The organism is Sphingomonas sp. (genome assembly GCF_024508665.1).
Lineage (GTDB): Bacteria > Pseudomonadota > Alphaproteobacteria > Sphingomonadales > Sphingomonadaceae > Sphingomonas.
The window spans coordinates 1,118,141-1,141,080 of sequence record NZ_JANINP010000006.1 but is presented as its reverse complement, the minus strand read 5'-3'; the positions used below and the strand labels follow the sequence as shown (position 1 = coordinate 1,141,080).

The 22,940-nt window shown below is 65.4% G+C and carries 22 protein-coding genes; 13 read left to right on the top strand and 9 right to left on the bottom strand.

Features of this window, described 5'->3' with window-relative positions; translation table 11 throughout:
- Positions 1 to 36: 36 nt before the first annotated feature.
- Entirely contained in the window at positions 37 to 1,122 is a 1,086-nt protein-coding gene (locus Q0L25_RS14290) for an MBL fold metallo-hydrolase (RefSeq protein ID WP_296615335.1), read from the top strand.
- Positions 1,123 to 1,257: 135 nt separating this feature from the next.
- Here Q0L25_RS14290 and Q0L25_RS14285 read toward each other — a convergent pair whose 3' ends face one another.
- The 3 genes from Q0L25_RS14285 to Q0L25_RS14275 form a co-directional block, all read right to left on the bottom strand.
- Positions 1,258 to 1,668: a DUF1330 domain-containing protein gene (locus Q0L25_RS14285; RefSeq protein WP_296615333.1), complete on the bottom strand. Its 411-nt coding sequence runs from the start codon at positions 1,666 to 1,668 to the stop codon at positions 1,258 to 1,260.
- On the bottom strand, positions 1,665 to 2,582 hold the full coding sequence (locus Q0L25_RS14280) for a haloalkane dehalogenase (RefSeq protein WP_296615332.1): 918 nt from the start codon (positions 2,580 to 2,582) through the stop codon (positions 1,665 to 1,667). Before Q0L25_RS14280 ends, Q0L25_RS14285 begins: the two co-directional genes overlap by 4 nt.
- A 78-nt stretch (positions 2,583 to 2,660) precedes the next feature.
- Positions 2,661 to 3,476, bottom strand: a complete 816-nt coding sequence (locus Q0L25_RS14275; protein WP_296615329.1) for a CDP-diacylglycerol diphosphatase — start codon at positions 3,474 to 3,476, stop codon at positions 2,661 to 2,663.
- Positions 3,477 to 3,680: 204 nt separating this feature from the next.
- Between Q0L25_RS14275 and Q0L25_RS14270 the strand changes: the two genes are divergently transcribed.
- The 6 genes from Q0L25_RS14270 to ubiM all read left to right on the top strand — a co-directional run bounded on the left by Q0L25_RS14270 (position 3,681) and on the right by ubiM (position 12,107).
- Complete coding sequence (locus Q0L25_RS14270) at positions 3,681 to 4,400, top strand: FadR/GntR family transcriptional regulator (protein ID WP_296615327.1); 720 nt, start codon at positions 3,681 to 3,683, stop codon at positions 4,398 to 4,400.
- Between the two features lie 33 nt (positions 4,401 to 4,433).
- Positions 4,434 to 4,904 (top strand): hypothetical protein, encoded by a 471-nt coding sequence (locus Q0L25_RS14265; protein WP_296615326.1) that lies wholly within the window; start codon positions 4,434 to 4,436, stop codon positions 4,902 to 4,904.
- Between the two features lie 81 nt (positions 4,905 to 4,985).
- Entirely contained in the window at positions 4,986 to 6,194 is a 1,209-nt protein-coding gene (locus tag Q0L25_RS14260; RefSeq protein WP_296615324.1) for an efflux RND transporter periplasmic adaptor subunit, read from the top strand.
- A 4-nt stretch (positions 6,195 to 6,198) separates the two neighbouring features.
- A complete protein-coding gene (locus tag Q0L25_RS14255) occupies positions 6,199 to 9,378 on the top strand; it encodes an efflux RND transporter permease subunit (protein WP_296615322.1) in 3,180 nt (1,059 codons plus the stop codon).
- The gene (locus tag Q0L25_RS14250) at positions 9,375 to 10,793 is read left to right on the top strand and encodes an efflux transporter outer membrane subunit (RefSeq protein ID WP_296615319.1); all 1,419 of its coding nucleotides are present in this window, start codon (positions 9,375 to 9,377) and stop codon (positions 10,791 to 10,793) included. Before Q0L25_RS14255 ends, Q0L25_RS14250 begins: the two co-directional genes overlap by 4 nt.
- Before the next feature lie 96 nt (positions 10,794 to 10,889).
- Positions 10,890 to 12,107, top strand: a complete 1,218-nt coding sequence (gene ubiM / locus Q0L25_RS14245) for a 5-demethoxyubiquinol-8 5-hydroxylase UbiM (RefSeq protein WP_296615318.1) — start codon at positions 10,890 to 10,892, stop codon at positions 12,105 to 12,107.
- 19 nt (positions 12,108 to 12,126) lie between these two features.
- Here ubiM and Q0L25_RS14240 read toward each other — a convergent pair whose 3' ends face one another.
- Together Q0L25_RS14240 and Q0L25_RS14235 are read right to left on the bottom strand one after the other, a co-directional pair.
- Complete coding sequence (locus Q0L25_RS14240) at positions 12,127 to 12,792, bottom strand: heme-binding beta-barrel domain-containing protein (protein ID WP_296615316.1); 666 nt, start codon at positions 12,790 to 12,792, stop codon at positions 12,127 to 12,129.
- Between the two features lie 17 nt (positions 12,793 to 12,809).
- Positions 12,810 to 13,283, bottom strand: a complete 474-nt coding sequence (locus Q0L25_RS14235; RefSeq protein ID WP_367184140.1) for a MarR family winged helix-turn-helix transcriptional regulator — start codon at positions 13,281 to 13,283, stop codon at positions 12,810 to 12,812.
- 135 nt (positions 13,284 to 13,418) lie between these two features.
- On the opposite strand from Q0L25_RS14235, the gene Q0L25_RS14230 reads away from it, so the two are divergent.
- Both Q0L25_RS14230 and Q0L25_RS14225 read left to right on the top strand, forming a co-directional pair.
- A complete protein-coding gene (locus Q0L25_RS14230) occupies positions 13,419 to 14,435 on the top strand; it encodes an alpha/beta hydrolase (protein ID WP_296615314.1) in 1,017 nt (338 codons plus the stop codon).
- 26 nt (positions 14,436 to 14,461) lie between these two features.
- Entirely contained in the window at positions 14,462 to 15,289 is an 828-nt protein-coding gene (locus tag Q0L25_RS14225) for an oxidoreductase (protein ID WP_296615312.1), read from the top strand.
- A 42-nt stretch (positions 15,290 to 15,331) separates the two neighbouring features.
- Here the strand turns inward: Q0L25_RS14225 and Q0L25_RS14220 are convergent, their stop codons facing one another.
- The 3 genes from Q0L25_RS14220 to Q0L25_RS14210 all read right to left on the bottom strand — a co-directional run bounded on the left by Q0L25_RS14220 (position 15,332) and on the right by Q0L25_RS14210 (position 17,444).
- Positions 15,332 to 15,946 carry a hypothetical protein gene (locus Q0L25_RS14220; protein WP_296615310.1) on the bottom strand — a complete coding sequence of 205 codons (615 nt, stop codon included), beginning with the start codon at positions 15,944 to 15,946 and terminating at the stop codon, positions 15,332 to 15,334.
- 71 nt (positions 15,947 to 16,017) lie between these two features.
- On the bottom strand, positions 16,018 to 16,620 hold the full coding sequence (gene wrbA, locus Q0L25_RS14215; protein ID WP_066586544.1) for an NAD(P)H:quinone oxidoreductase: 603 nt from the start codon (positions 16,618 to 16,620) through the stop codon (positions 16,018 to 16,020).
- Positions 16,621 to 16,721: 101 nt separating this feature from the next.
- Positions 16,722 to 17,444 (bottom strand): pirin family protein, encoded by a 723-nt coding sequence (locus Q0L25_RS14210; RefSeq protein ID WP_296615307.1) that lies wholly within the window; start codon positions 17,442 to 17,444, stop codon positions 16,722 to 16,724.
- A gap of 232 nt (positions 17,445 to 17,676) precedes the next feature.
- Between Q0L25_RS14210 and Q0L25_RS14205 the strand changes: the two genes are divergently transcribed.
- From Q0L25_RS14205 to Q0L25_RS14190, 4 genes are all read left to right on the top strand, one after another.
- Entirely contained in the window at positions 17,677 to 18,591 is a 915-nt protein-coding gene (locus tag Q0L25_RS14205; protein WP_296615305.1) for a LysR family transcriptional regulator, read from the top strand.
- Positions 18,592 to 18,749: 158 nt separating this feature from the next.
- On the top strand, positions 18,750 to 19,451 hold the full coding sequence (gene ctrA / locus Q0L25_RS14200) for a response regulator transcription factor CtrA (RefSeq protein WP_066827241.1): 702 nt from the start codon (positions 18,750 to 18,752) through the stop codon (positions 19,449 to 19,451).
- Positions 19,452 to 19,763: 312 nt separating this feature from the next.
- Positions 19,764 to 19,976, top strand: coding sequence for a cold-shock protein (locus Q0L25_RS14195; protein ID WP_296615302.1), 213 nt, complete (start codon positions 19,764 to 19,766; stop codon positions 19,974 to 19,976).
- A gap of 61 nt (positions 19,977 to 20,037) precedes the next feature.
- Positions 20,038 to 20,223 carry a hypothetical protein gene (locus Q0L25_RS14190; protein ID WP_296615300.1) on the top strand — a complete coding sequence of 62 codons (186 nt, stop codon included), beginning with the start codon at positions 20,038 to 20,040 and terminating at the stop codon, positions 20,221 to 20,223.
- Positions 20,224 to 20,247: 24 nt separating this feature from the next.
- On the opposite strand, the gene Q0L25_RS14185 is transcribed toward Q0L25_RS14190, so the two are convergent.
- Positions 20,248 to 22,668, bottom strand: coding sequence for a TonB-dependent receptor (locus Q0L25_RS14185; RefSeq protein WP_296615297.1), 2,421 nt, complete (start codon positions 22,666 to 22,668; stop codon positions 20,248 to 20,250).
- Between the last annotated feature and the right edge of the window lie 272 nt (positions 22,669 to 22,940).

Here is a 22,940-nt window from a genome sequence, read left to right as displayed (position 1 = left end):
ATATACGCCCATCCTGCCGTCGAAGGGAAAAAGGGGATGCGCAAAAGGTTCGTCGTCGCGATCGCGGCGGCTCTCGCGGCAGTCGCCGGTATGGCGTCGTTCGAGCGGCAAGCGGGCGCGACGTTGCTGCGCGCCGCGCTCGACGAACGTGCCGGTCTGGACCGGACGGCGTCGCTGGGCGACGGACTGCATGTCGCCCTGTGCGGGACCGGTTCCCCCCTGCCCGACCCGACCCGAGCGGGAGCGTGCACCGTGATCATCGCAGGCAAGCACATTTTCGTCGTCGATTCGGGCGAAGGCGGCGCGCGCAATATCGTGCTGATGGGGATACCGAATGGCCGGATCGAGGGCGTGTTCCTGACCCATTTCCATTCCGACCATATCGACGGGCTGGGCCCGATGATGCTGCTGCGCTGGACCGGCAATGGCGCGACCAGCCCGCTGCCCATCTATGGCCCACCGGGCGTCGAGCGGGTGGTGGCCGGGTTCGACGCCGCTTATGCGCTCGATTCGGGCTATCGCACCGCGCATCACGGCCCGGTGATCGCACCGCCGTCCGGCGCGGGCGGGATCGCCCGCCCCTTCGCCATTCCCCCACGCGGGTCGAATGATCGCGTCGTCGTGTTCGATGCCGATGGTTTGCGCGTCTCCGCCTTTCGCGTCGATCACGGGCCGGTCGACCCGGCGGTTGGTTATCGCTTCGACTATAAAGGACGGTCGGTGGTGGTGAGCGGCGACACGACCACGAGCCCCGCGTTGGTCGCCGCCGCGCGCGGGACTGACCTGCTGGTTCACGAGGGTCTGCAACCCAAGCTGGTCAAACTCGTGACCGCGGCCCTGACCCGGCGCGGGATCACCGGCACCGCGCAGATCACGCGCGACATCTTGAGCTATCATGCCTCGCCCGAAGCGGTCGCGCGCGAGGCGCAGGCGGCGGGGGTCCGCTTTGTGGTGTTCAGCCACGTCATCCCGCAGATGCCGTCGCGACTGATGTATCCGGCGTTCCTGGGCGACGCGCGGCAGCTCTATGACGGGCCGATAATGGTCGGCGAGGACGGAATGATGTTCAGCCTGGCCCCCGGGTCGCGCGGTGTGGAGTTCACGCGGCCGCCGATCGGGTAGAGGTTCCCCGCCCTGCAAGGGGGCGGGATCAAGGGGTGGGTTTAGCGTTCAGTTATTGAGTCATATAGGGCGCGCGGACGCTCGCACCCACCCCCAGTCCCTCCCTTGCAGGGAGGGGAGCAAGGACGCCAAACATCAGCCGATCGGCTTGGTCCGAATGTTGAGCTGCCCGGCCAAGCCCGCGACGCGGTGCTTCTCGATCGCCTGATATTCCGGCGACTGGACCATCGCCATCATCGCGGCGCGCGACGGATATTGTGCCAGGGCCACCATGTCCCAGAGCTCGTCCACCTCACCCAGCATCAGCTCGGTGACGGCGCCTGCATAGATCTGCTTGCCGCCCACTGCGGCCAGACACGCCTGGACGCCGGCACCATAGCGGGCATAGGCTTCGCGCCCCGAGAGGGCGGCGTCGCTGCCGTCAGGGTAGTCGGCGCGCTCCTTGAACTTGAGCAAATTGACCATCACGAACGGACCGTCCTCGGCGCCGCCGAAGAACGCCGCCGCCTGTTCCGCCGGCGGGAATACCGCGTTGACGACGTTCATGCCGCGACGCCCGTGTCGGCGCGAATCAGATCGTCGATCAGGCCGCACAATTCCTCCGGCGCGTCCTCCTGAATGAAGTGCCCACCACCGGCGATGATCCGGTGCGGCTGCCCCCTGGCGCCCGGAATGCGATCGATGAAGGCTCGTTCGCCGCCTTTGGTCACGGCGTCCTTGTCCCCGAACGCGGTAAGCACCGGTCGCTCGAACCGTTCGAGGACCGCCCAGGCAGTGCGGTTTTCGGCGACCGACGGGTGATCGGGCGTGATCGGCACCAAGGTCGGGAACTGGCGCGCGCCTTCCTTGTAGGTTTCGTCAGGAAACGGCGCGTCATAGGCTGCGATCTCCGCGGCGGTCAGGTCGCGCGTGGTGCCGCCATTGACGATGAAGCCGACCGGGAATTGCGGCACGTTCTGGCTGAATGCGAGCCAGGCATCGAATCCTTCGGACGATCCGCTTCCGACCGGCAGCCCGGTGTTGGACACGATCAGACGCGCGAAACGATCGGGAAACGCCGCGACCAGCCGCAGGCCGATCAGCCCGCCCCAGTCCTGGCAGAACAAGGTGATGTCGGTAAGGTCGAGCGCGGCAAGCCAGTCGCTCATCCAGGCGACATGGCGCTCATAGGTGTAATCGCTTCGTGCCGCCGGCTTGTCGGACTTGCCGAACCCGATCAGGTCGGGTGCGATCACCCGGTGCCCGCGCGCAACGAGGATAGGGACGAACTTGCGATAAAGGTACGACCAACTCGGCTCGCCGTGCATCAGCAAGATCGGCGCGGCGTCGCGGGGGCCTTCATCGACATAGTGGATGCGCAATTCGGTGCCGTCGGCATCGGTCACCATCAGGTAATGTGGCGCGAACGGATAATCGGCCAGACCGGCGAAGCGCTCGTCCGGCGTTCGCAATACCTCCATGGCCATCTCCCTCGCCGCATTTATTGGCACTATGCGTGCCATAATATTGGCGAAGGGTCAACGCGGCTCGGGCGGCGCTTACTTTGCGGCGCCGCGCCCTGCGCATTGGTGGTCTTGGATGTCTTCGCCCGACCCGTCATATCCGCCGGCCGGGTCTGCGCGCGCCGCGAGCAAGACGAAGCCTGGACCGTCTTTGAAGGTCGCGCCGGCAAGGACCAGGGTCCACGCCCCCATTTCGGCCGGCGGCACCCTCAAGCCACTGGCCAGCGCGCGAAACGGATCGATCGGTACGCGGTCGTTGCCTTGGATGCGCAGCGCGTAATACCGCTGTCCCCCAAGCGTGATCGGTGCCGACCAACGACGCCCGACCGCGGCAAGCTGGTGGTGGAGTTCGTCTCGTACGTCGATCCGCAGGCAATCGACATGGAGATGCAAGAGGTCCTGGCTGCGCCCGTAGATCGAATTGACCGCGATGCCGACATCGTCGCGGGTCAATGTCGTGCCGAGCCGCTGATCGACCAGGCCGCGGACGCGCCAGGCGGCGTCGAAATAATTGGTCGCGCCTGGCGCCAGGAGCCGCGGATCTTCAATGCCGGTGATGAGCCGGGTCGGCATGACGAGATACTGGCTGACGCCGACGCGGTCCTTGAGCACGGCATAGCCCTTGTCGACGCCGCTAGCGATCGCGATCTCGGCGCAGGGGTCGGGCTTGGCGTTTGCCTGCTGGTCGGGAACGCATTTACCATTGACGATGCTCCACAGCACTTGTCCATTGGCATGGATCGGCGGTGGCGGCAGGATTGGTGCTGCCGGCACCAAGACCGTCGCGCGCGGCGGATTCATCGGCGTCGCGCATCCCGCAAGTGCCGCATAACCTGCGATCGCAAGGACCATAGCGAGACGTCTGGATAGCGTCACCTGTTCCCCCATCTTGCACCTTCTGGCGCGCTAACCACTGTATAACCGGCACATGGACACGGCCAGTCGAGTTCGGCGGTAATTGTGCTCCTACGGTCCCGCCAAGACGATCGCCTCGCTACTTCCCCTGGCGCTATCACGGGTTGCACCGATCCGGTATCGCGCGCATCCTCCGGCCGCATGAGCGAGGGGGTTCGTGCCATTGACAGCGGATCGTTGGTCGATCACGCGGTACGGGCCGTACGCGACCATATCCGCGAACACGACCTGAAGGTCGGCGACACCTTACCTGGCGAGGGGGCGTTCGCCGACAGGCTGGGAGTCAGCCGCGCGGTGATGCGCGAGGCATTCTCTACCTTGGCGGCCTTGCGTCAGATCGATGTCGGCAATGGCCGCAAGCCACGCGTCGCGGCAATCGACGGGTCGGTGTTGTCGACGTCATTCGACCACGCTGTCGCCACCGCGCAAGTTACCCTCGGCGAAATCTGGGATGTCCGACGCACTTTGGAATTGCGTACCGCCGAGCTCGCCGCGATCCGTCGCAGCGATGCGGATGCGCGTGCAATCGTCGGCCATGCAGAGGCGATGACGGCGCATGGCGGCGATCTAGACGCCCTGACCCAACACGATATCGCCTTTCACCAGGCGATCGCCAAGGCCAGCGGCAATGTGCTGCTCTATACCATCATTCGCTCGTTCGAATCGGTGATGACCGCCGAAGTGCCGGCCGCCTGGCGTGCCCACAGCTCCGCCGACCAGCGGGCGGCGATCCTCGACCAGCACCGCCGGCTGGCCCAGGCTATCGCCAATCGCGACAGCGTCGCCGCATTGGCCGAAATGAACACGCATTTCGATATCTCGATCGCCGATCCGTTTGCGCGTCATTCGACAGCGATCTAGGACCATCGGGTCCACGATTTGGAGTCGCGCGCGATGATCGCCAGTCTGTTCGCCCTCCTGTTGCTGCAGGCGTCGCCCGCCACTGCCGCGCCTGTCTGCGCCGCCCCCGTCGCGCCGCCGGCTGGGCTCGAAGCATGGAGTGCGGCGCCGGGCATGACCGCCGATGCGATCGCGCCGGGCAAGACTATCGCGCTGACCCTGCAGCCGATCGACAGCGTGACTTTCCCCGTGCCGCTCGCGCGCAAGCCCGCCGCCGGCACCTTTGGCGGCGTCTATCACGTGACCGTGGCGGCAGCCGGAACCTATCGCATCGTGTTGCAGAACGGCGCATGGGTCGATCTGGTGCGCGATGGCAAGCCGTTGACTTCGGCCGGACATATGGAAGGGGCGCCCTGTTCGGGGATCCGCAAGATCGTCGATTTCGACCTCCAGCCCGGAACCTATATTGTGCAATTGTCGAACGCGAGGACCGCGCAAATGCGGGTCCTGATCGCTGCCAAATAGCTGGATAAAGGTTCGCAGCTGATAAAATTTGCGACAATCCGGCGTTTGACACGCACCGATCGGGCAACCATCAGCCGCCCCATGCCTTTTCTCCCCCATCGTCGGGTGGCGCGGTCCGCCCTCGCCGCCGCATCGATCGGCCTGTTCGCGCTGAGCGCATGCGGCGCGCGCGACAATGCCGCGAAGGGCGGCCGGCACGGCCAGCAGGGTACTCCCGAAGTCGGCTATATCGTGATCCAGCCGTCCAGCGTGCCGATGGTCACGGAACTTGCCGCACGCACCAGCGCCTATCAGACGTCCGAGGTGAGGCCTCAGGTATCGGGCATCATCCGCAAGCGGTTCTTCACCGAAGGGTCGTTCGTGAAAAAGGGCCAGCCGCTCTATCAGATCGATCCCAGCCTCTATCGCGCGGCGGCCAACCAGGCGTCGGCGAATCTCGCGAGCGCGCAGGCCAGTGCCGAAGCGGCCAGGGTCAAGGCCGATCGCTATGCCCCGTTGGCCAAGGAGCAAGCGGTCGCCGCGCAGGATTACACCGACGCCGCCGCCGCGGCGCGCCAGGCCAATGCCGCCGTCGCCCAGAACCGCGCCGCGCTGGACACGGCCAAGATCAACCTGCGCTTCACCACCGTGCCCGCCCCGATCAGCGGCAAGATCGGCCGCTCGCTGTTCACCGAAGGTGCGCTGGTCGCCAACAACCAGACCGACCCGCTGGCCGTTATTTCGGCGCTCGACCCGATCTATGTCGATATCCAGCAAAGCTCCGCCGACTTGCTGCGCCTGCGCCGCGCGCTTGCCGGCGGAGGCGCGGTGCCGACCAAGGCCGAAGTTCATCTGAAGCTCGAGGATGGCAGCGATTATGGCTATGTCGGCAGCGTCGAATTCTCCGAAGTCACGGTCGATCCGGCCACCGGCACGGTGACCCTGCGCGCGCGTTTCCCCAATCCGCAAGGGCTGCTGCTGCCCGGTATGTTCGTCCGCGCCGACTTCGCCCAGGCGAGCGACCCCAATGCGTTCCTGGTCCCGCAGACCGCGGTGACGCGCGACCCCCAGGGCAATGCCCAGGTCTATGTGCTGAGCGCCGACAGCAAGGCGGTCCCGCGCAACATCACCACGTCGCGAACGGTCGGCACCAATTGGGTAGTGACCGGCGGCCTGAAACAGGGCGACAAGGTGATCACCCAGGGGATCGGCAAGCTGAAGCCCAACCAGCCGGTCAAGGCGGTACCCGCGGGCACGCCGCAAAAGATCGGAGCGCCGCAAGGGGGCAAGCGCACCGGCACGGACGGCTGAGCCCATGTCGCGCATCTTCATCGACCGGCCGATCTTCGCCTGGGTCATCGCGATCATCATCATGCTGGTCGGCCTGGGCAGCATCTTCACGCTGCCGGTCGAACAATTCCCCGACGTGGCGCCGCCCCAGGTCAATATCCGCGCGAGCTATCCGGGCGCGTCCGCGGTCACGCTGGAAAACAGCGTTACCCAGGTGATCGAGCAGCAGCTGACCGGAATCGATGGCCTGCTCTATTTCAGCTCGAACTCGTCGTCGCGCGGCCAGGTAACGATCAGCGCGACGTTCCAGAAGGGGACCAACCCCGACATCGCGCAGGTCCAGGTCCAGAACAAGGTTCAGCAGGCGCTGAGCCGCCTGCCACAACAGGTCCAGCAACAGGGCCTGACGGTAACCAAGTCCAACCCCGACTTCCTGCTGATCGCGGCGATCTACGACACCACCGACCAGAAGACGAACCTCGACGTGTCCGACTATCTGGTGTCCAACCTGCAGGACTCGATCGGGCGCATCCCCGGCGTCGGCGATACCAATGTGTTCGGCGCGCAATATGGCATGCGGATCTGGCTCAACCCGGACAAGCTGCAAAGCTACAGCCTGGTGCCGGCCGACATCACGACCGCGATCACCGCGCAGAATGCCGAGGTCGCGGCGGGCGAGGTCGGCGGTGTTCCGAGCGGCCCCGATCAGATGCTGAACGCGACCGTCACCGCGCAGTCGCGCTTGTCGACCCCGGCGCAATTCGCCAACATCGTCGTCAAGACACAGCCCGACGGGTCGACCGTTCACCTGTCCGATGTCGCCAGGATCGAGCTCGGTTCGGAAAGCTACGCGATCGTCAGCCGGGTCAACGGCCATCCCGGGGCCGGCATCGCGGTCAGCCTGGCGCCCGGCGCCGACGCGCTGACCACCGCCGAACTGGTCAAGAAAGAGATCGAGACCCAGTCGAAGAACTTCCCGCAAGGCTTCGCCTACGATTTCCCCAACGACTCGACGACCTTCATCAAATTGTCGATCGAGGACGTGGTGAAGACCTTGTTCGAGGCGATCGTCCTCGTCGTGATCGTCATGTTCGTGTTCCTGCAGAGCTGGCGCGCGACCCTGATCCCGACGATCGCGGTGCCGGTCGTCCTGCTCGGGACGTTCGGCGTGTTCGCGGTCGCCGGCTTTTCGATCAACACGCTGACGCTGTTCGGTCTGGTGCTCGCGATCGGCCTGCTGGTCGACGACGCCATCGTCGTGGTCGAGAATGTCGAGCGCGTGATGGAAGAGAATCCGGGGATGTCTCCTCGCGACGCCACCATCAAGTCGATGAGCGAGATCCAGATCGCCCTGGTCGCGATCGCGCTGGTGCTGTCGGCGGTGTTCCTGCCGATGGCGTTCTTCGGCGGATCGACCGGCGTGATCTATCGCCAATTCTCGCTGACGATCGTGTCGGCGATGGTGCTGTCGGTGGTCGTTGCGCTGATCCTGACCCCGGCCCTGACAACGACCTTGCTCAAGCGCAAGGAACAGGAGCGCCACGACGGCTGGGTCTATCGCCACACCGAAAAGGCGCGCGACTGGTTCAACACCAATTTCGAGCGAATGGTGAATTGGTACACCGACCGGGTGAGCAGGGTCGTCGACCGCAAATGGCTGTTCCTGGCGATCTATGCGTGCGTCATCGCGATACTGGTAATCCTGTTCGTGCGGCTGCCGACCGGCTTCCTGCCCACCGAGGACCAGGGCTTTGCGCAGATCCAGTTCAACCTGCCAGCGGGCGCGACGATCAACCGCACCCAGGCAGCGCAGAAGACGATCGAGGATTATTTCCTCAAGACCGAAGGCAAGAACACGGCCGCCATATTAACCGTGTCCGGCACGGGGGGCGGCGGTGGCGGCGGCCAGAATGCCGGACGCGGCTTCGTCGCGCTGAAGGATTGGAGCGAGCGCAAGGGCAGCGAGAACGGCGCCGATGCGATCACCAACCGTGCGACCAAGGCGCTGGGCGCGCTGCGCGACGTCGAATTCTATGCCACCGTGCCCGCCGCGGTGCGCGGCCTCGGCCAATCGTCGGGCTTCACTGTGGAGCTGGAGAATACCGGCGGCCTGACTCGCGACCAGTTCCGGGCCGCACGCGACCAATTGCTGGCCGACGCGCGCGCGGACCCGACGCTTGCCGCGGTGCGTCCAAGCGACTTGCCCGACCAGCCGACGCTCAAGGTCGATACCGATGCCCAGAAATTGTCGGTGCTGGGACTGACCCAGGCGAGCGTCAACGCCACCCTGTCGACGGCCTGGGGCGGCAGCTACGTCAACGACTTCAACGACCGTGGCCGCGTCAAACGCGTCTATGTCCAGGGTGATGCGCCCTACCGCTCGTCGCCCGAGGACATCGCCAAATGGTACGTCCGCGGCTCGAACGGGCAGATGGTACCCTTCTCTTCCTTCGCGACGATCTCCTGGTCGAACGCGCCGACCTCGCTCAGCCGCTTCAACGGCATTTCCTCCTACGAGATTTCCGGCCAGTCGGCGCCGGGCAAGAGCTCGGGCGACGCGATGAAGCGGATCGAGGAGATGGCCGCCAAGATCCCGGGAACCTCGATCGAATGGAGCGGCGCATCGTACCAGGAGCGTTTGTCCTCGGGCCAGGCGCCGATCCTCTACGGACTGTCGCTGCTGGTCGTGTTCCTGTGCCTGGCCGCGCTCTACGAGAGCTGGACGATCCCGATCGCCGTGCTGCTGATCATTCCGCTCGGGCTGGTCGGATCGGTGTTCGCGGTGACGCTGCGCGGGTTGCAGAACGACGTCTATCTCCAGATCGGCCTGCTCACGACGATGGGATTGGCCGCCAAGAACGCGATCCTGATGATCGAGTTCGCCGAGCAGGCGGAGAAATCGGGCAAGCGCGTGATCGAGGCGGCACTGGAAGCAGCGCGCATTCGTCTCCGCCCGATCCTGATGACCAGTTTCGCCTTCATCTTCGGCGTGCTGCCGCTGGCCATCGCGACCGGCGCCGGTGCCAACAGCCGCGTCGCGATCGGCACCGCGGTGATCGGCGGCATGCTGACCGCGACGATCCTGGCGGTATTCTACATCCCGCTGTTCTTCGTTTTGGTCCGCCGCACGACGCGCGACGCGCTGAAGCATCTTCACCACGAGCACCCGGCTCCGCCGCCGGCGGAACCGGAGGCGACGGCATGATCCGCAAGCTGACCGCCGTGGCGACGATGGCAAGCCTGACCGCGTGTTCGCTCGCGCCCAAATATGAGCGCCCGGCGGCACCGGTGCCGCAGAGCTGGCCGGTCGGCGACGCCTATCTGCGCACCAGCGAAGCGGCGCTGCCGACCGTGCGCTACCAGGACATCTTCCGCGACCCGCGGCTGCAGGCACTGATCGTCCAGGCGCTGGCCAATAATCGCGACCTGCGCGTGGCCGCCGCCAATATCGCCGCGGCGCGGGGCCAGTTCCGTATCCAGCGCGCCGAGCTATTGCCCGAGGTCGACGCCAATGCCGGCGCCACTTTCCGCGGTGGTCAGGGAGCGACCGGCGCCAAGTCGAGCTTCGACGCCAATGTCGGCATCAACGCGTTCGAAGTCGACCTGTTCGGGCGCATCCGCTCGGAATCCGACCGCGCACTCAACAGCTATTTCGCGACCGAGGCGGCGGCGCGCGCGACGCGGCTGACCTTGATCGGCGACATTGCCGACGCATGGCTGACCTATGCCTCGGACAAGAGCCTGCTCAAGATCGCGCAGGACACCGCGGCCAGTGCCCAGATCAGCGTCGAACTGACGCAGAAACGCCTCAACGGAGGGATCGCGCCGCGTACCGATCTGCGCCAGGCGCAATTGACGTTAGACACCGCCAAAGCCGACGTCGCCCAGCAGACGACCTCGCTGGCGCAGGACGTCAACGCGCTACAATTGCTGATCGGCGCCCCCGTCGATCCCGCCAGCCTGCCCAATTCGATCGACGAGGCCGGCGCGACCTTGGCCGAACTCCCCGCTGGGCTCGATTCGTCGATCCTGTTGCGGCGGCCCGATGTGGTCGAGGCCGAATATCAGTTGCGCGCAGCCAATGCGGAGATCGGAGCGGCCCGCGCGGCCTTGTTTCCGAAGATAAGCCTGACCGGCCTGGCCGGCTTCGTCAGCAATGCGCTGGGCTCACTGTTTACCGGCGGCGCGTTCAATTGGCAGGCCGGGGGCGCGGCGAGCTATTCGATCTTCCGCGCCGGCGCCGGCAAGGCCAATGTCGACGTGACCAAGGCGCAACGCGACGCCGCGCTGGCGACCTATGAAAAGACCATCCAGACCGCCTTTCGCGAAGTCGCCGACGCGCTGGCACGGCGCGGCACGATGACCGCCCAACTCGCCGCCACCCGCGACCTGCGCGATGCCGCGGCGGACAATTACAAGCTGACCGACATGCGCTACCGCGGCGGGATCGATTCCTACCTCGACAGCCTCATCGCGCAGCGCTCTTATTATTCGGCGCAACAAACGCTGATCAACACCCAACTCATTCGGGCGAGCAACCTGGTCACGCTCTATCGCGCTCTCGGCGGGGATTCGCTGGTCGAGGCGACCAAGGACGGACCGAAAGCGCCGGCGGGCTGACGCCCCGGGCGAGACCGACCGATCGAAAATCCTTGATCGGGCTCAAGGGCAGTCGCCCTCGCGCATTTTAATCGGCTTTTCTCGAAGGAGCCGACAGTGCGCAATCACGTCATCATCATCGGCGGCGGGCCGGCCGGCCTGGCGCTGGCCGGGCGCCTCGCTGCGACCACCGCGCGGGTTACCATCGTCGAGCGCCAGCCGACCAATGCGCTGGCAGACCCCGCTTCGGACGGGCGCGATATCGCGCTGACGCATCGTTCGGTAGCTATCCTGAAAGCGCTGGGCGCATGGCAACTCATTCCGCCAGATGCAGTTTACCCGTTGCGAGCGGCGCGAGTGCTCAACGGGCAATCGACACAGGCACTGTCATTCGCGCCCGACGCGGCGGATAGCGACCGCTTGGGCTATCTGGTCGCCAATCACCTCATTCGCCGCGCGCTGTACGACGCGGTCGCCGACCTTCCTCGGCTGACTTTGCATTGCGGTGTAGGGGTCACCGAGTTGACGGCACGGCGCGAGGGCGTGCGTGTCGTGCTCGACGACGGCACGCAGGTCAGCGGCGACCTGATCGTCGGCGCGGATTCGCGTTTCTCGTTCGTGCGCGATCAACTCGGCATCGCGGCCGATTGCACTCGGCTGGGCAAATCGATGCTGGTTTGCCGGGTGGAGCATGAGATCGCCCATCATGGCGTGGCGACCGAATGGTTCGGTCACGGTCAGACCGTCGCGCTGCTCCCGCTGAGCGAAGGACAATCCTCCGCTGTTCTCACGCTGGCCGACGGCGCTGCCAAACGGGTCGCGACGCTCCCTCCCGAGCGTCTGGGCGAGGAACTCGAACGGCGGTTTTTCGGACGCTTCGGCGCGATGCGCGCGATTTCGCCCGTCCATATCTATCCCCTGACCACCACTTGGTCTCGGCATTTCACGGCAACTCGCGCGGCGCTGGTCGGCGATGCCGCGGTCGGCATGCACCCGGTAACCGCGCACGGCTTCAACCTCGGACTTTCCGGAGTCGACCGGCTGGGCGGCCTGCTTGCGGCGGCGGTCGCGCGCGGTGGGGATGTCGGCCACCCGCTCTTGCTGCGCAGGTTCGAAGCCGGCCACCGGGCCGCGACGTTGCCGCTGTATCGCGCCACCAACCTGATCGTGAGGCTGTTCACCGACGACCGCCCATTGGCCGGAGCTGCACGCGATATCGCGATCGGGTTGGGCGCCCGGCTGCCCCCGGTACGGCGCGCCGTGAGCGGGATGCTGGCCCAGCAAGCGCCGCGAGACAGACGGCCCGGCCTTCCTCCGCTACCCCGCCTTCGCTGACCAAAAGGGCAAGGCCCGTTCAGGCTTTCGCCCCTTGCGCCCTTCGCGCCGCGATGATCTGTGCCCAGGGATTGGGGACGGGATCGCTGATCCGCACCAACGTGTTCTGATCGCGATGCGCGAACGGCTTGTCCTGGCCATGGACCGCGAGGGTCGTGTCGGTGACATAGCTCCACGACCCGTCTGGGTTGAACGTGATCGTGACGCGGTAATGGTCGGTGCGGAACGCATATTCGAGGAAGGCGGTCGAGCAGATGCCATATTGGGTCTGGCCGCGCTCGGCATCGACCGTGATCGTGTCGGCATCGGCGGTGGCATGGCCGGCGGCGAGCGCGACCTGGCCGCGCGGGATCGCCAGCGTCTGCATCACCAGCCCCGTGGCGGGCTCCCATAACCAATAACCGACCTGGTCGTGGAAGGTGATGTCCTCTTCGGCCGTGGTGATGTGGATGTGATAGCGCAGGCCGTAGAAGAGCTGCGGGCCATTGGCTTGCGGATCGATCGGCTGGAAGTCGATCCGCTCGATGAACTCGCGGCGTTCGGGACCTTCCGCCTTGGGATTGAGGTCGACGCCCCTGCGCGCTTCCCAACCGCCGGCGAGCCGCCGCAACGGGCCGAGATTGGCGAGCGTGTCGGGGTCGACATCAGTCGGCTCGGTGAAGATGTCGGCGGGAAAAGGCGTCATGAGCGGGTCCTTTCGGATCAGGCGGGCTCGGAGTCGACGACGGCAGGATCGACGCTCCGGATCAGATTATCGCGGAGCCGGGTAACATCGCGCTGCAGCCGGCGGAAGTCGTCGGGTGTCAGGCCCGCGGCCTGGACCAAGGTGCGTTGCGCGCCCGTCTCGCGCAATGCCCGCCCCGCAGGAGTCAAGGTGACGATGACCTGCCGCTCGTCGGCGGGGTCGCGGCGCCGCACGACATAGCCCAGCGCCTCGAGCTTCTTGAGGATCGGCGTTAGCGTGTTCGATTCGAGGAACAGCCGCTCGCCCAGCGCGCCGACCGTCAATCCATCCTCTTCCCACAGAGCGACGATTGCGATCCACTGAGTATAGGTCACGCCGAGCGCATCGAGGATCGGCTTATAGGCGCGACCATAAGCGAGATTAGCCGAATAGACGGCAAAACACAGGAAATCCGCCAGTTTTGGCATGGTCGGCGCGGGCTGGTCGTTCACAATCGTCCTTTCACGGAACAGACGCCGGAAGATATAGATCGCATGCGATTAAATCGGAAGGGTTGACATACATCACCCGTATAGAATATCTGATCGCATACGATCTAATCGTATACGCTTTTATAGGAGAAGCCGATGTCCGCTTTGCTCACCGATCGTCGCAGTCTGTTGGGATTCGCCGCCGTCGCGGGAGTAGCCAGCCAGGTTGGGCTGCCGCGACTCGCCCGCGCGGCCGCGTCATCGGTGGAGGCCTGGTCGGGTCTTCAGCGTATCGCCGCCGGCGACCTCAGCATCGAATATGCCGATGTCGGGCCGAGGAGCGGCAAGCCGGTGATCCTGCTTCATGGCTGGCCTTACGACATCCACGCCTTTGCGGAAGTCGCCCCGCTGCTGGCGCGCGCAGGCTATCGCGTCATCGTCCCGTTCCTGCGCGGATATGGCGGCACCGTCTTCCGTTCGGCCGACACCCCGCGCAACGCCCAGCAAGCGGCGCTTGGCCGCGACGTCATCGCGTTGATGGACGCGCTCAAGATTCCGCGTGCCGTGATCGGAGGGTTCGATTGGGGCGCGCGCACCGCGAACATCGTCGCGGCTCTATGGCCCGATCGCTGCCAGGCAATGGTGTCGGTGAGCGGCTATCTGATTGGCAGCCAGAAAGCGAACGAGGCGCCCTTGCCGCCAGCCGCCGAGCTCGCCTGGTGGTATCAATTCTATTTCGCCACCGAGCGTGGCCGGCTGGGCTACGAGCGCAACCGTCACGATTTCGCGAAGCTGATCTGGCGCACCGCCTCGCCCAAATGGGAGTTCGACGACGCGACCTTCGATCGCTCGGCCAAATCGCTCGACAATCCCGACCATGTCGCGATCACCATCCACAATTATCGCTGGCGGCTGGGGCTGGCACAGGGCGAAGCGAGGTTCGACGATCTCGAGCGTCGCCTGGCCCAGGGACCGGCGATCGCGGTTCCGACGATCACGATGGAAGGCGACGCCAACGGCGCACCGCATCCTGACCCGGCGGCCTATGCAGCGAAATTTACCGGCCGCTATGCCCACCGTCTGGTTTCGGGCGGCATCGGGCACAATCTCCCGCAAGAAGCGCCCAAGGATTTCGCCGACGCCGTCCTGCAGGCGGCGGCGCTGTCCGCTTGAGCCTTTCCAATCGAAGAGGTGATCCGATGACACGAAGCTGGTTGGTGACCGGTAGTTCCCGCGGTTTCGGCCGTGCTTTATGCGAAGCGATCCTGGACTCGGGCGACAGCCTGCTGGCCACCGCCCGCGACACCGCCCAGCTCGTCGGCCTGGGCGACGGCCGCCCCGGCCGGCTGGTAACCGCACCGCTGGACGTAACCGACGAGGCCCACGCGCGTGATGCGGTCGCAACTGCCATCGCCGAATTCGGCGCGCTCGACGTGCTGGTCAACAATGCCGGCTATGGCGATATCGGATCGGTCGAAGACACTTCGCTCGATTCCTACCGCCGCCAGATTGAAACCAACCTGTTCGGCACGATCATCATGACCAAGGCCGTCATCCCGCACATGCGCGAACGCCGCCAGGGCCATATCGTGCAATTCTCGTCAGTCGGCGGACGCCGCGGTGCGCCAGGGCGCTCGGCCTATTCGGCGGCGAAATGGGGAGTCGAGGGATTCTCCGAAGTGCTGGCCGGCGAGATGGCATTGATCGGTGTGCGGGTGACGATCATCGAACCCGGTGGCTTTCGCACCGATTTCGCCGGATCCTCGACCACGATCGAGGCGGGGCGGCCGGAATATGATGCGGTGGTCGGTGCCGCGGCGCGGATGCAGCGCGCCTATGACGGAAACCAGCCCGGCGATCCCCGGCGCGGCGCGAAGGCCGTGCTCGACGTCGTAAACGGCGAAAATCCGCCGTTGCGGCTGCCACTCGGCAAGGATGCGGTCGAAGCGATCGAAGCAAGCGACCGCGCGCGGTTGGAGGAACTCGACCGATGGCGCGCGCTCAGTTGCTCGACCGATTTCGCATAATAGCCGAAGGTCGGTCAGGCCGCCCTTTTGGAGCTTGATGCTCTAGTGCTCGAACCGCACCAGGCAGAGACCGGGAAAGCCGCCTTGCCCCTGATGCCATTGGCCGTTCCAGGTACCGTTGACGGCGCGCGCCGCTTCGGGACAGCGAAGGTTGGCGTCGCCCTGGCTCGCGATCGCGCCACCCTCCACGCCACGCAGCACCCCGGCCTTGTCGCCGCCGGCGGCGCCGACGCCATAGCGGACCGGGCTGTTGTTCCAGAAGCCGTCCGAAGATGCGAGAGACGGGGATGTACGCACCGGCGGTTTGACCGCAGCGGCGCCGACACCCGCCGCCGCTCCGGTCACGTCATAGAGATCGGCATAGAACCCGCCATTTTCGGTATAGCGAATCTTCTTGCGATAGAGGTCGATCTGGACGCGGACGTTGCGCGCGGGATCGAACAGGAAGACCGACCATTCGTCGCGCGCATCCTCGACAAAGGCATTGGTCTGCTTGCCGGCCAGATCGAATTCGGCCCAGCTGTGCGGACCGGTCTGGCGGTACGAACCCTGAGCGTAGCTCACGTTACGGACATTGGCGCCGGTCGCCGGCGCATCGGTCGCGCCCGCCGGCGAAACGGCAAATATCGCGATCGCGGCAATCGTCGCCCTGAGCATCGTCCGCCTCCTCTATGGCCGGGTTGCGACCATAAGGGAGGCGGAGCGATCGGGCTAGGGACTCAGCCGGTTCAGGCGGCGAGCTTAGCCGCGACTTCGGCAACGCGGCGGCCCTGATAACGGGCACCGTCGAGATCGTTCTGGCTCGGCTGGCGGCTGCCATCGCCATCGGCGATCGTGCTGGCGCCGTAAGGCGAATTGCCGTGCACTTCCTTCACGCCCATCTGGCCGGCAAAACCATAATCGAGCCCGACGATCGTCAGTCCGAAATGCAGCAGGTTGGTGATGATCGAGAACAGCGTCACTTCCTGGCCGCCATGCTGGGTCGCGGTAGAGGTGAAGGCCGCGCCGACCTTGCCGTTGAGCGCACCGCGCATCCACAGGCCACCAGCCTGATCGAGGAACGAGGCCATCTGGCTCGACATACGGCCGAAGCGGGTGGGCGAACCGACGATGATCGCGTCATATTCGGCGAGCTTATCGATACCCTCGATCACCGGATGCGAGATGTCGGCCTTGAACCCGGCGGCCTTGGCGACTTCGGCAGGCGCGGTCTCGGGAACGCGGCGGATATCGACTTCGGCGCCGGCGCTACGCGCGCCCTCGGCGACGGCATCGGCCATCTGCTCCATATGGCCGTAAGAGGAATAATAGAGGACAAGAACCTTGGTCATCGGGGGACTCCTTCAGTTGGTGATGGGAAGCCCCCTCCCCGGGGGTCAGGGAGGGGGCCGGGCCGGCGCGTTGGGAGGAACGCCGCGCCGGCTCGGGGGGATTAATCGGCGTCGACCAGGACCAGTTCGGCATCGTCTAGCGCCTTGATCTCCACGGTCTGGCCGCCGGAAATCGCGATGCCGTCACGCGCCTCGTAGCGCTCGCCGTCGATCTCGATCGCGCCGGTCGCGGGAACGAGATAGGCGTGACGCCCCTCGCCCACTGCGTGGCTGATGCTCTCGCCGGCCTTGACGGTGGCGCCCATTACGCGGGCGTCGGCGCGGATCGGCAAGGCTCCGTCATCCTCGGCGAACCCGCTGGCCAGCGTGACGAACTTGCCGGAACGGTCATCCTTGGGAAACGGCTTGGCACCCCAGGACGGCGAGCCGCCGAGCCGCTTGGGCTCGATCCAGATCTGGAAGAGCGTCGTCGATTCGGGTTCGAGGTTATATTCGGCGTGGCGCACGCCGGTGCCGGCGCTCATCACCTGGACGTCGCCTGCCGCGGTGCGGCCGACATTGCCCATCGAGTCCTGGTGCGTGATCGCGCCCTTGCGGACATAGGTGATGATTTCCATGTCGCGATGCGGGTGCGGCGGGAAACCCGAGTTCGGGCCGATCTCGTCGTCATTCCACACGCGGATGGCGCCCCAGCTCATGCGCTTGGGGTCGTAATAATCGGCAAAACTGAAATGATGCCGCGCCTTGAGCCAGCCGTGATCGGCGTGGCCCAGGCTGTCGAAAGCGCGGCGCTCGATACGGGTGGCAATATTGGTGTCGGTCATGAAAACCTCCATTCGTTGCCGCCAAGATAGGCATGATCGGCATCGCGTAAATGGAAACGATTGAAACCAATCGTTTCCTAAACTAAGTTCCTCCCCTTTCATGGGGAGGGGGACCGAGACGCGTCAGCGGCTCGTTGGAGGGGGCGTGCCCCAAGCGAGTCCCTCGAGGCCCGCCCCCTCCACCGCGCGGCTCCGCCCCGCGGTCCCCCTCCCCGCACGCGGGGGAGGACTTATGAAGCTACCCGATTTCGAGGCCTGGGCGATCTTCGCCACGGTTGCGGAACACCGCTCGTTCAGCGGCGCTGCCGACGCGTTGGGCGTATCCAAGGCGACCATCTCCAAGGCGATCACCCGGCTCGAACAAGCGCTCGGCACGTCGCTATTCCACCGCACGTCGCGCCGGCTGACCCTTACGCAAAGCGGCGAAAGCCTCAGCGAGCATGCCCAGCGCATTCTGGCCGAGGGGCAAGCCGCCGAGGAGAGCGCGCACGATGCCGCCACGGCGCCGGCCGGGCTGATCCGCATCGCCGCACCGTTGACATTCGGGATTCGCCATGTCGCGCCCGTCATCGCCGATTTCATGGTCGAGCATCCCGGAGTACATATCGACCTCAGGCTGTCGGACGCGAAGGTCGATATCGTCGCCGAGGGGTTCGACATCGCGCTGCGCATCGCCGATCTGCCCGACAGTTCTTTGCGCGCGCGGCGGCTCGCGCCGGTCGAGACGCGCATCGTCGCCTCCCCGCTCTATCTCGACCGGCGCGGACGGCCCAAGCATCCGCTCGAACTCGGCGAGCACGACATCTTCGCTTATGCCAATATCGCCAGCACGACCTGGACTTTCCGCGGGCCGGCGGGCGAGGAAGTCGCGGTACGGCCGAACGGGCGCTTCACCAGCGACAATGGCGATGCCAATCTACCGCTGCTCCATGCCGGGCTGGGGATCGCCCGCCTGCCCGATTTCATCGTCGACGAGGAAATTGCAGCGGGGCGGCTCGAAGCAATTCTCACCGATTGGAAAGGTCCGTCGGTCGCGCTTCATCTCGTCACGCCGCCGAGTGCGTTACGGCCCGCTCGCGTAGAACTCCTGATTGAATTCCTGGCTGCCCGGTTTAGGGAATTATGCGCGTCGCAAACGCGACATTAACCTGCTCGCGAATCACATTGACATGCCGCGACTCGCGGAGTCAGGCCGGTTAGCGAAGAATTAACCTTTGTCCTTCAGATGTGCTTAGGTTAATGGAATATGTCGAGTGTGGGCGGCCAACGGGGGCAGCTTGCCGCGAGGGACAGGGGATTTCGCTGATGCGCGTGTTGCTGATCGAGGACGAGCCGACCACGGCCAAGGCCATCGAGCTCATGCTGACGACCGAGGGCTTCAACGTCTATACGACCGACCTTGGCGAGGAGGGCTTGGACCTCGGCAAGCTCTATGATTACGATATCATCCTGCTCGACTTGAACCTGCCCGACATGCACGGCTATGACGTGCTGAAGAAGCTTCGCACCGCGCGGGTCCAGACCCCGGTGCTCATCCTGTCGGGCATCAGCGAGATGGACTCGAAGGTGCGCTCGTTCGGTTTCGGCGCCGACGATTATGTCACCAAGCCGTTCCACCGCGAAGAGCTGACCGCGCGCATTCATGCCGTCGTCCGCCGCTCGAAGGGTCATTCGCAGTCGGTTATCAAGACCGGCAAGCTGGCGGTGAACCTGGATGCCAAGACCGTCGAGGTCGACGGCGCCCGCGTCCACCTGACCGGCAAGGAATATGCGATGCTGGAGCTGCTCTCGCTCCGCAAGGGCACGACGCTGACCAAGGAAATGTTCCTCAACCACCTTTATGGCGGCATGGACGAGCCCGAACTCAAGATCATCGACGTCTTTATCTGCAAGCTGCGCAAGAAGCTCAGCCTGGCGACCGACGGCGAGAATTACATCGAGACCGTATGGGGCCGCGGCTATGTGCTGCGCGAGGCCGACGAGGTCGAGGCGGCGCAGGTCGCCTGAATCGGAGGTTCAAAGGTTAAAAGGGGGACGAGGGCCGCGGCGTCGAAGACACCGCGGCCCTCTTCTTATTTCCGAAACGAAAAGCCGCGCCCACGCAAAATTATCCGTTTTAAAAACCCACGCGGCTGGACAAAAAGACAACATTTGAGTGCGATTCTGGAGCCGCCCTTTCAAATTCGGGCAGGACCCGCTACATCAACCCGGCTAGAGTCGCATATCGACGGTTTTCGGCGCTGCGGCACCCATTCCTTCTTTCCCTGCCCCTTAAGCGGTAGGTCTTCATCCAGAAGACGGAAATCGAAGGAAATATTCATGGCCATCACTGGCACCGTCAAGTTTTTCAACGCCGCCAAGGGGTTCGGCTTCATCTCGCCAGACGCCGGCGGCGAGGATTCGTTCGTCCATATCAGCGCGGTCGAGCGCGCCGGCATGGCGACGCTGGAGCAGAACCAGCGCGTATCCTACGAGCTGGAAGCGTCGAGGAACGGCAAGATGGCGGCCTGCAACCTGCAGAACGTCGCCTGAAGTGAAATCGATACGGCGGCGCGATCCAGCGCCGCCGCTTTCCCCAAGCCGGAGAACCGCCTTGGCGCAAAATACTTTTCGAGAAAATGCGGCCGCCGCGCAAGCGGATGCCGACGCGGCGACATTGGACAATGTCCGTGATCGCTGCCTGCGCGCCGCAGCGGCATGGGAAGCCATGGCCGAGCGCCAGGAGCGGGTCGAACGCGCCCGCGCCCAGAACCGACCGGCCGACGCGCTGATCGATTGACGCCCCCGAAGCTGAAGACGGCGCCTAGAACCGTTTGCGCACTGTTAGCTGCACCGTCCGCCCGAGCGGATTGAGCGCATAGCGATCATAACCCGGCGCGGTCCGGCCATCGGCCAGGGTAACGCGCTGGAACGAATCGAACACATTCTGGACGTCGAGCGACAGTCGCAGGTTCGATGCCCAACTCTTCGTGGTACTTCCGGGGTTCAGCAGGTTGGCCGGCTCCACGAAGAAACTCAGCGTGAATTGGCCGAAAGCCGAAAAGCGCAGGTCCCCCGCGCCGTCGGCGATGGCAGGATTGTCGACCCGCGCGGTGCTTTGCCACTGGCCGTTGAGGATCGCTCCGAGCCCGGACCGGCCAGCCATCAATTGCATCGAAACCAGATGCCGCGGCTGGCCGCCCGCCCCGCCCAACCGGTCGAGCGGAGGCAGCCGGGGATCGGTAGTGAGCAGGCTTTCGAGTTGCCAGCTGTGGTTGACCGTCAGCGAGATCTGCCACGCCGCAGGCGAGCTTGGCTTTGTCGCCGACTGCCTGGCGACGGGCGACCACAGCCAGGTGAAGCCGGTCGTCAGCTGCGCGCTGGCGTCGCGCGCGATGTTGATCAACCGGGCGTCGATCGCGATCAGCCGTCCCGCCGCGTCGCGCACGATGCGGCCGGAAAACGCTGCCTCGACCGCCGGGGTCAGTTGCGGGAATGCCGCGATCCCGCCGCTCGAGACTTGCCGCTGATAGCCGAGGTCGAGGGTCAATGAACGGCCCAATGGCCGCCACATCGCCTTGAGCGTCAGGCTGGACCGGGTGCCGCGGCGCAGATCGGGATTGCCGCCCGTGATCCAGACCGGCTGCGCGACTTCCTGACGGATCGGATCGTAGATTTGGATGACCGTCTCGATCCGCGGCCCGTTGAGCTGCGCGATGTCGGGCACGATCTGGGCGGAAGAATAACCGGCATAGAGCTGCACGGGCGCCGCGGGAGACCAGGTCAGGCCGGCATCCACCTGGCGCTGGGTCGCGCTGCCGGTCACCTTCGTGGCGCCGATCGCGGCATTGGCGGAAAGATCGCCCAGCGCGCTGTCCCCGCGCTTGGTCAGCGGCGCGGCGAGTGAGGCGCGCAAGTCGATCTGGGTGCGTCGAAGGTCGCCAGGCGCAACAGGCGCGACGGGCGCGGTCTGATCGCTTTCGCTGGTGCTCGACACGGTCATCCGGCTGATGCCCGCCGACAGGTTGACGGTGAGCGCTCCCGCGGGCAGCTTCGCCACGGCACGGTCGAGGACGAGCTTGGCATCGGCCGAGGCGAACCGCGACCGGCTGCGGTCGACCTGGAGCAATCCCCGTGACAGGGGCGCATAGGGATTGAGCGTCGGGTCGAACGCGTTGAGCCGCTGCTGGATGTTCTGGAGATCGAGCCCGCGATCGAACCGGCTCGTCGACCAGCTCTGCGCGACATTGGCGAGCAGGTTGGCGTTCCATTGGCCGATCGCCCCGGTGAGACTCGCCGACACCGCCAGCGTCTTGGTATCCTGCCTCGTTTCTAGCGGGCCGATCGCACGCAGATCGGGCGTGACCACCACCGCCTCACCGAACGGCGACCACGGATTGCCCGCCGGCAACGTGAGCGACGCATCGGGATAGCCCAGTCGCTGGATGCTGCTGACCGTGCTCACATTGACGTTCAATGATCCGGTGAAGCTACCGAGCGGATGCGTTACGCCAAGATTGACGCCCAGCGAACGCCCGCCGGGGAGCAGGGCATAAGCGGAATCGGGATCGGTCGTGCGAGGGGGGCCGGCAGCGGCGAAGTCGGCGAGCGTCGGCGGTCGGCTCGACGCGACTGCCGGGGGAGCGGCGATGAGGATTGCGCGCCCCGCGATCGCGTCGAGCGCCGGATCGATCGGCTGGCCGCCAGGGCCCGATACCGAGCCGGCGAGGTAGACGGGGTCGGGCGGCACGGCCCGCGGCCGCGCGCTGCGGAACAGCATGCTGTCACGCGTGGTCTGGACTTGCGCGTTCCAATAGGTGGCGCCGTCGATCACCACGCGGCTCGCCGATTCACGCTCGCTGTCGCGGCCACCCGCGGTGGCGTAGGTCGCCCCCACTTCGCCTTCGAGGCTCGCGAACTTGTTCTTGAGGACCAGGTTCACGACGCGCTGGTCCGCCGGATAGCCATATTTGGCCGCGGCATCGGGCGGCAGGATCGCCAGCCGGGCGAGCGCCTCCGGCGGAAAACCGGTTATCCCCGACGCGCCACCGATCCGCTTGCCGTTGACAAGGACGATCGGCGGCGTGCCCGTACCGTCGATCAGCGGGCCGATATTGTGCAGCAGGTCGGCGATCGTATTGGCGCCGTAGCGCGCGATATCCTGCTCGCTGAGCTCAGTCTCGGGATCGTCGGCCGCATCGCGCCGCGCCGTGATGACGATGTCATCACGATAGGCGTCGGGCATCGCCGTACGAGGGGCGGCAGGCTGCGTTTGCGCGAAACCCGGCGCAGCGGGGAGGGCGGAAAGGGAGATCAGGTACAGCGCGCGAACGCCGTTCTGCTTTGGACCCGGTCGCCGGTTCATGTTCGCCGCCATCCCTTGCCCATCAACTGGGCGCATATCGGGTTGGAGGCGTGGAGGAAACCAAGACGCGGGAAACCGAAGGCAAATCGGCCCCGGCGCCGGGAGGGCGCCGGGACCAGTTGGGGTGGGAGCCTAGATCGGCTTTCTCATTG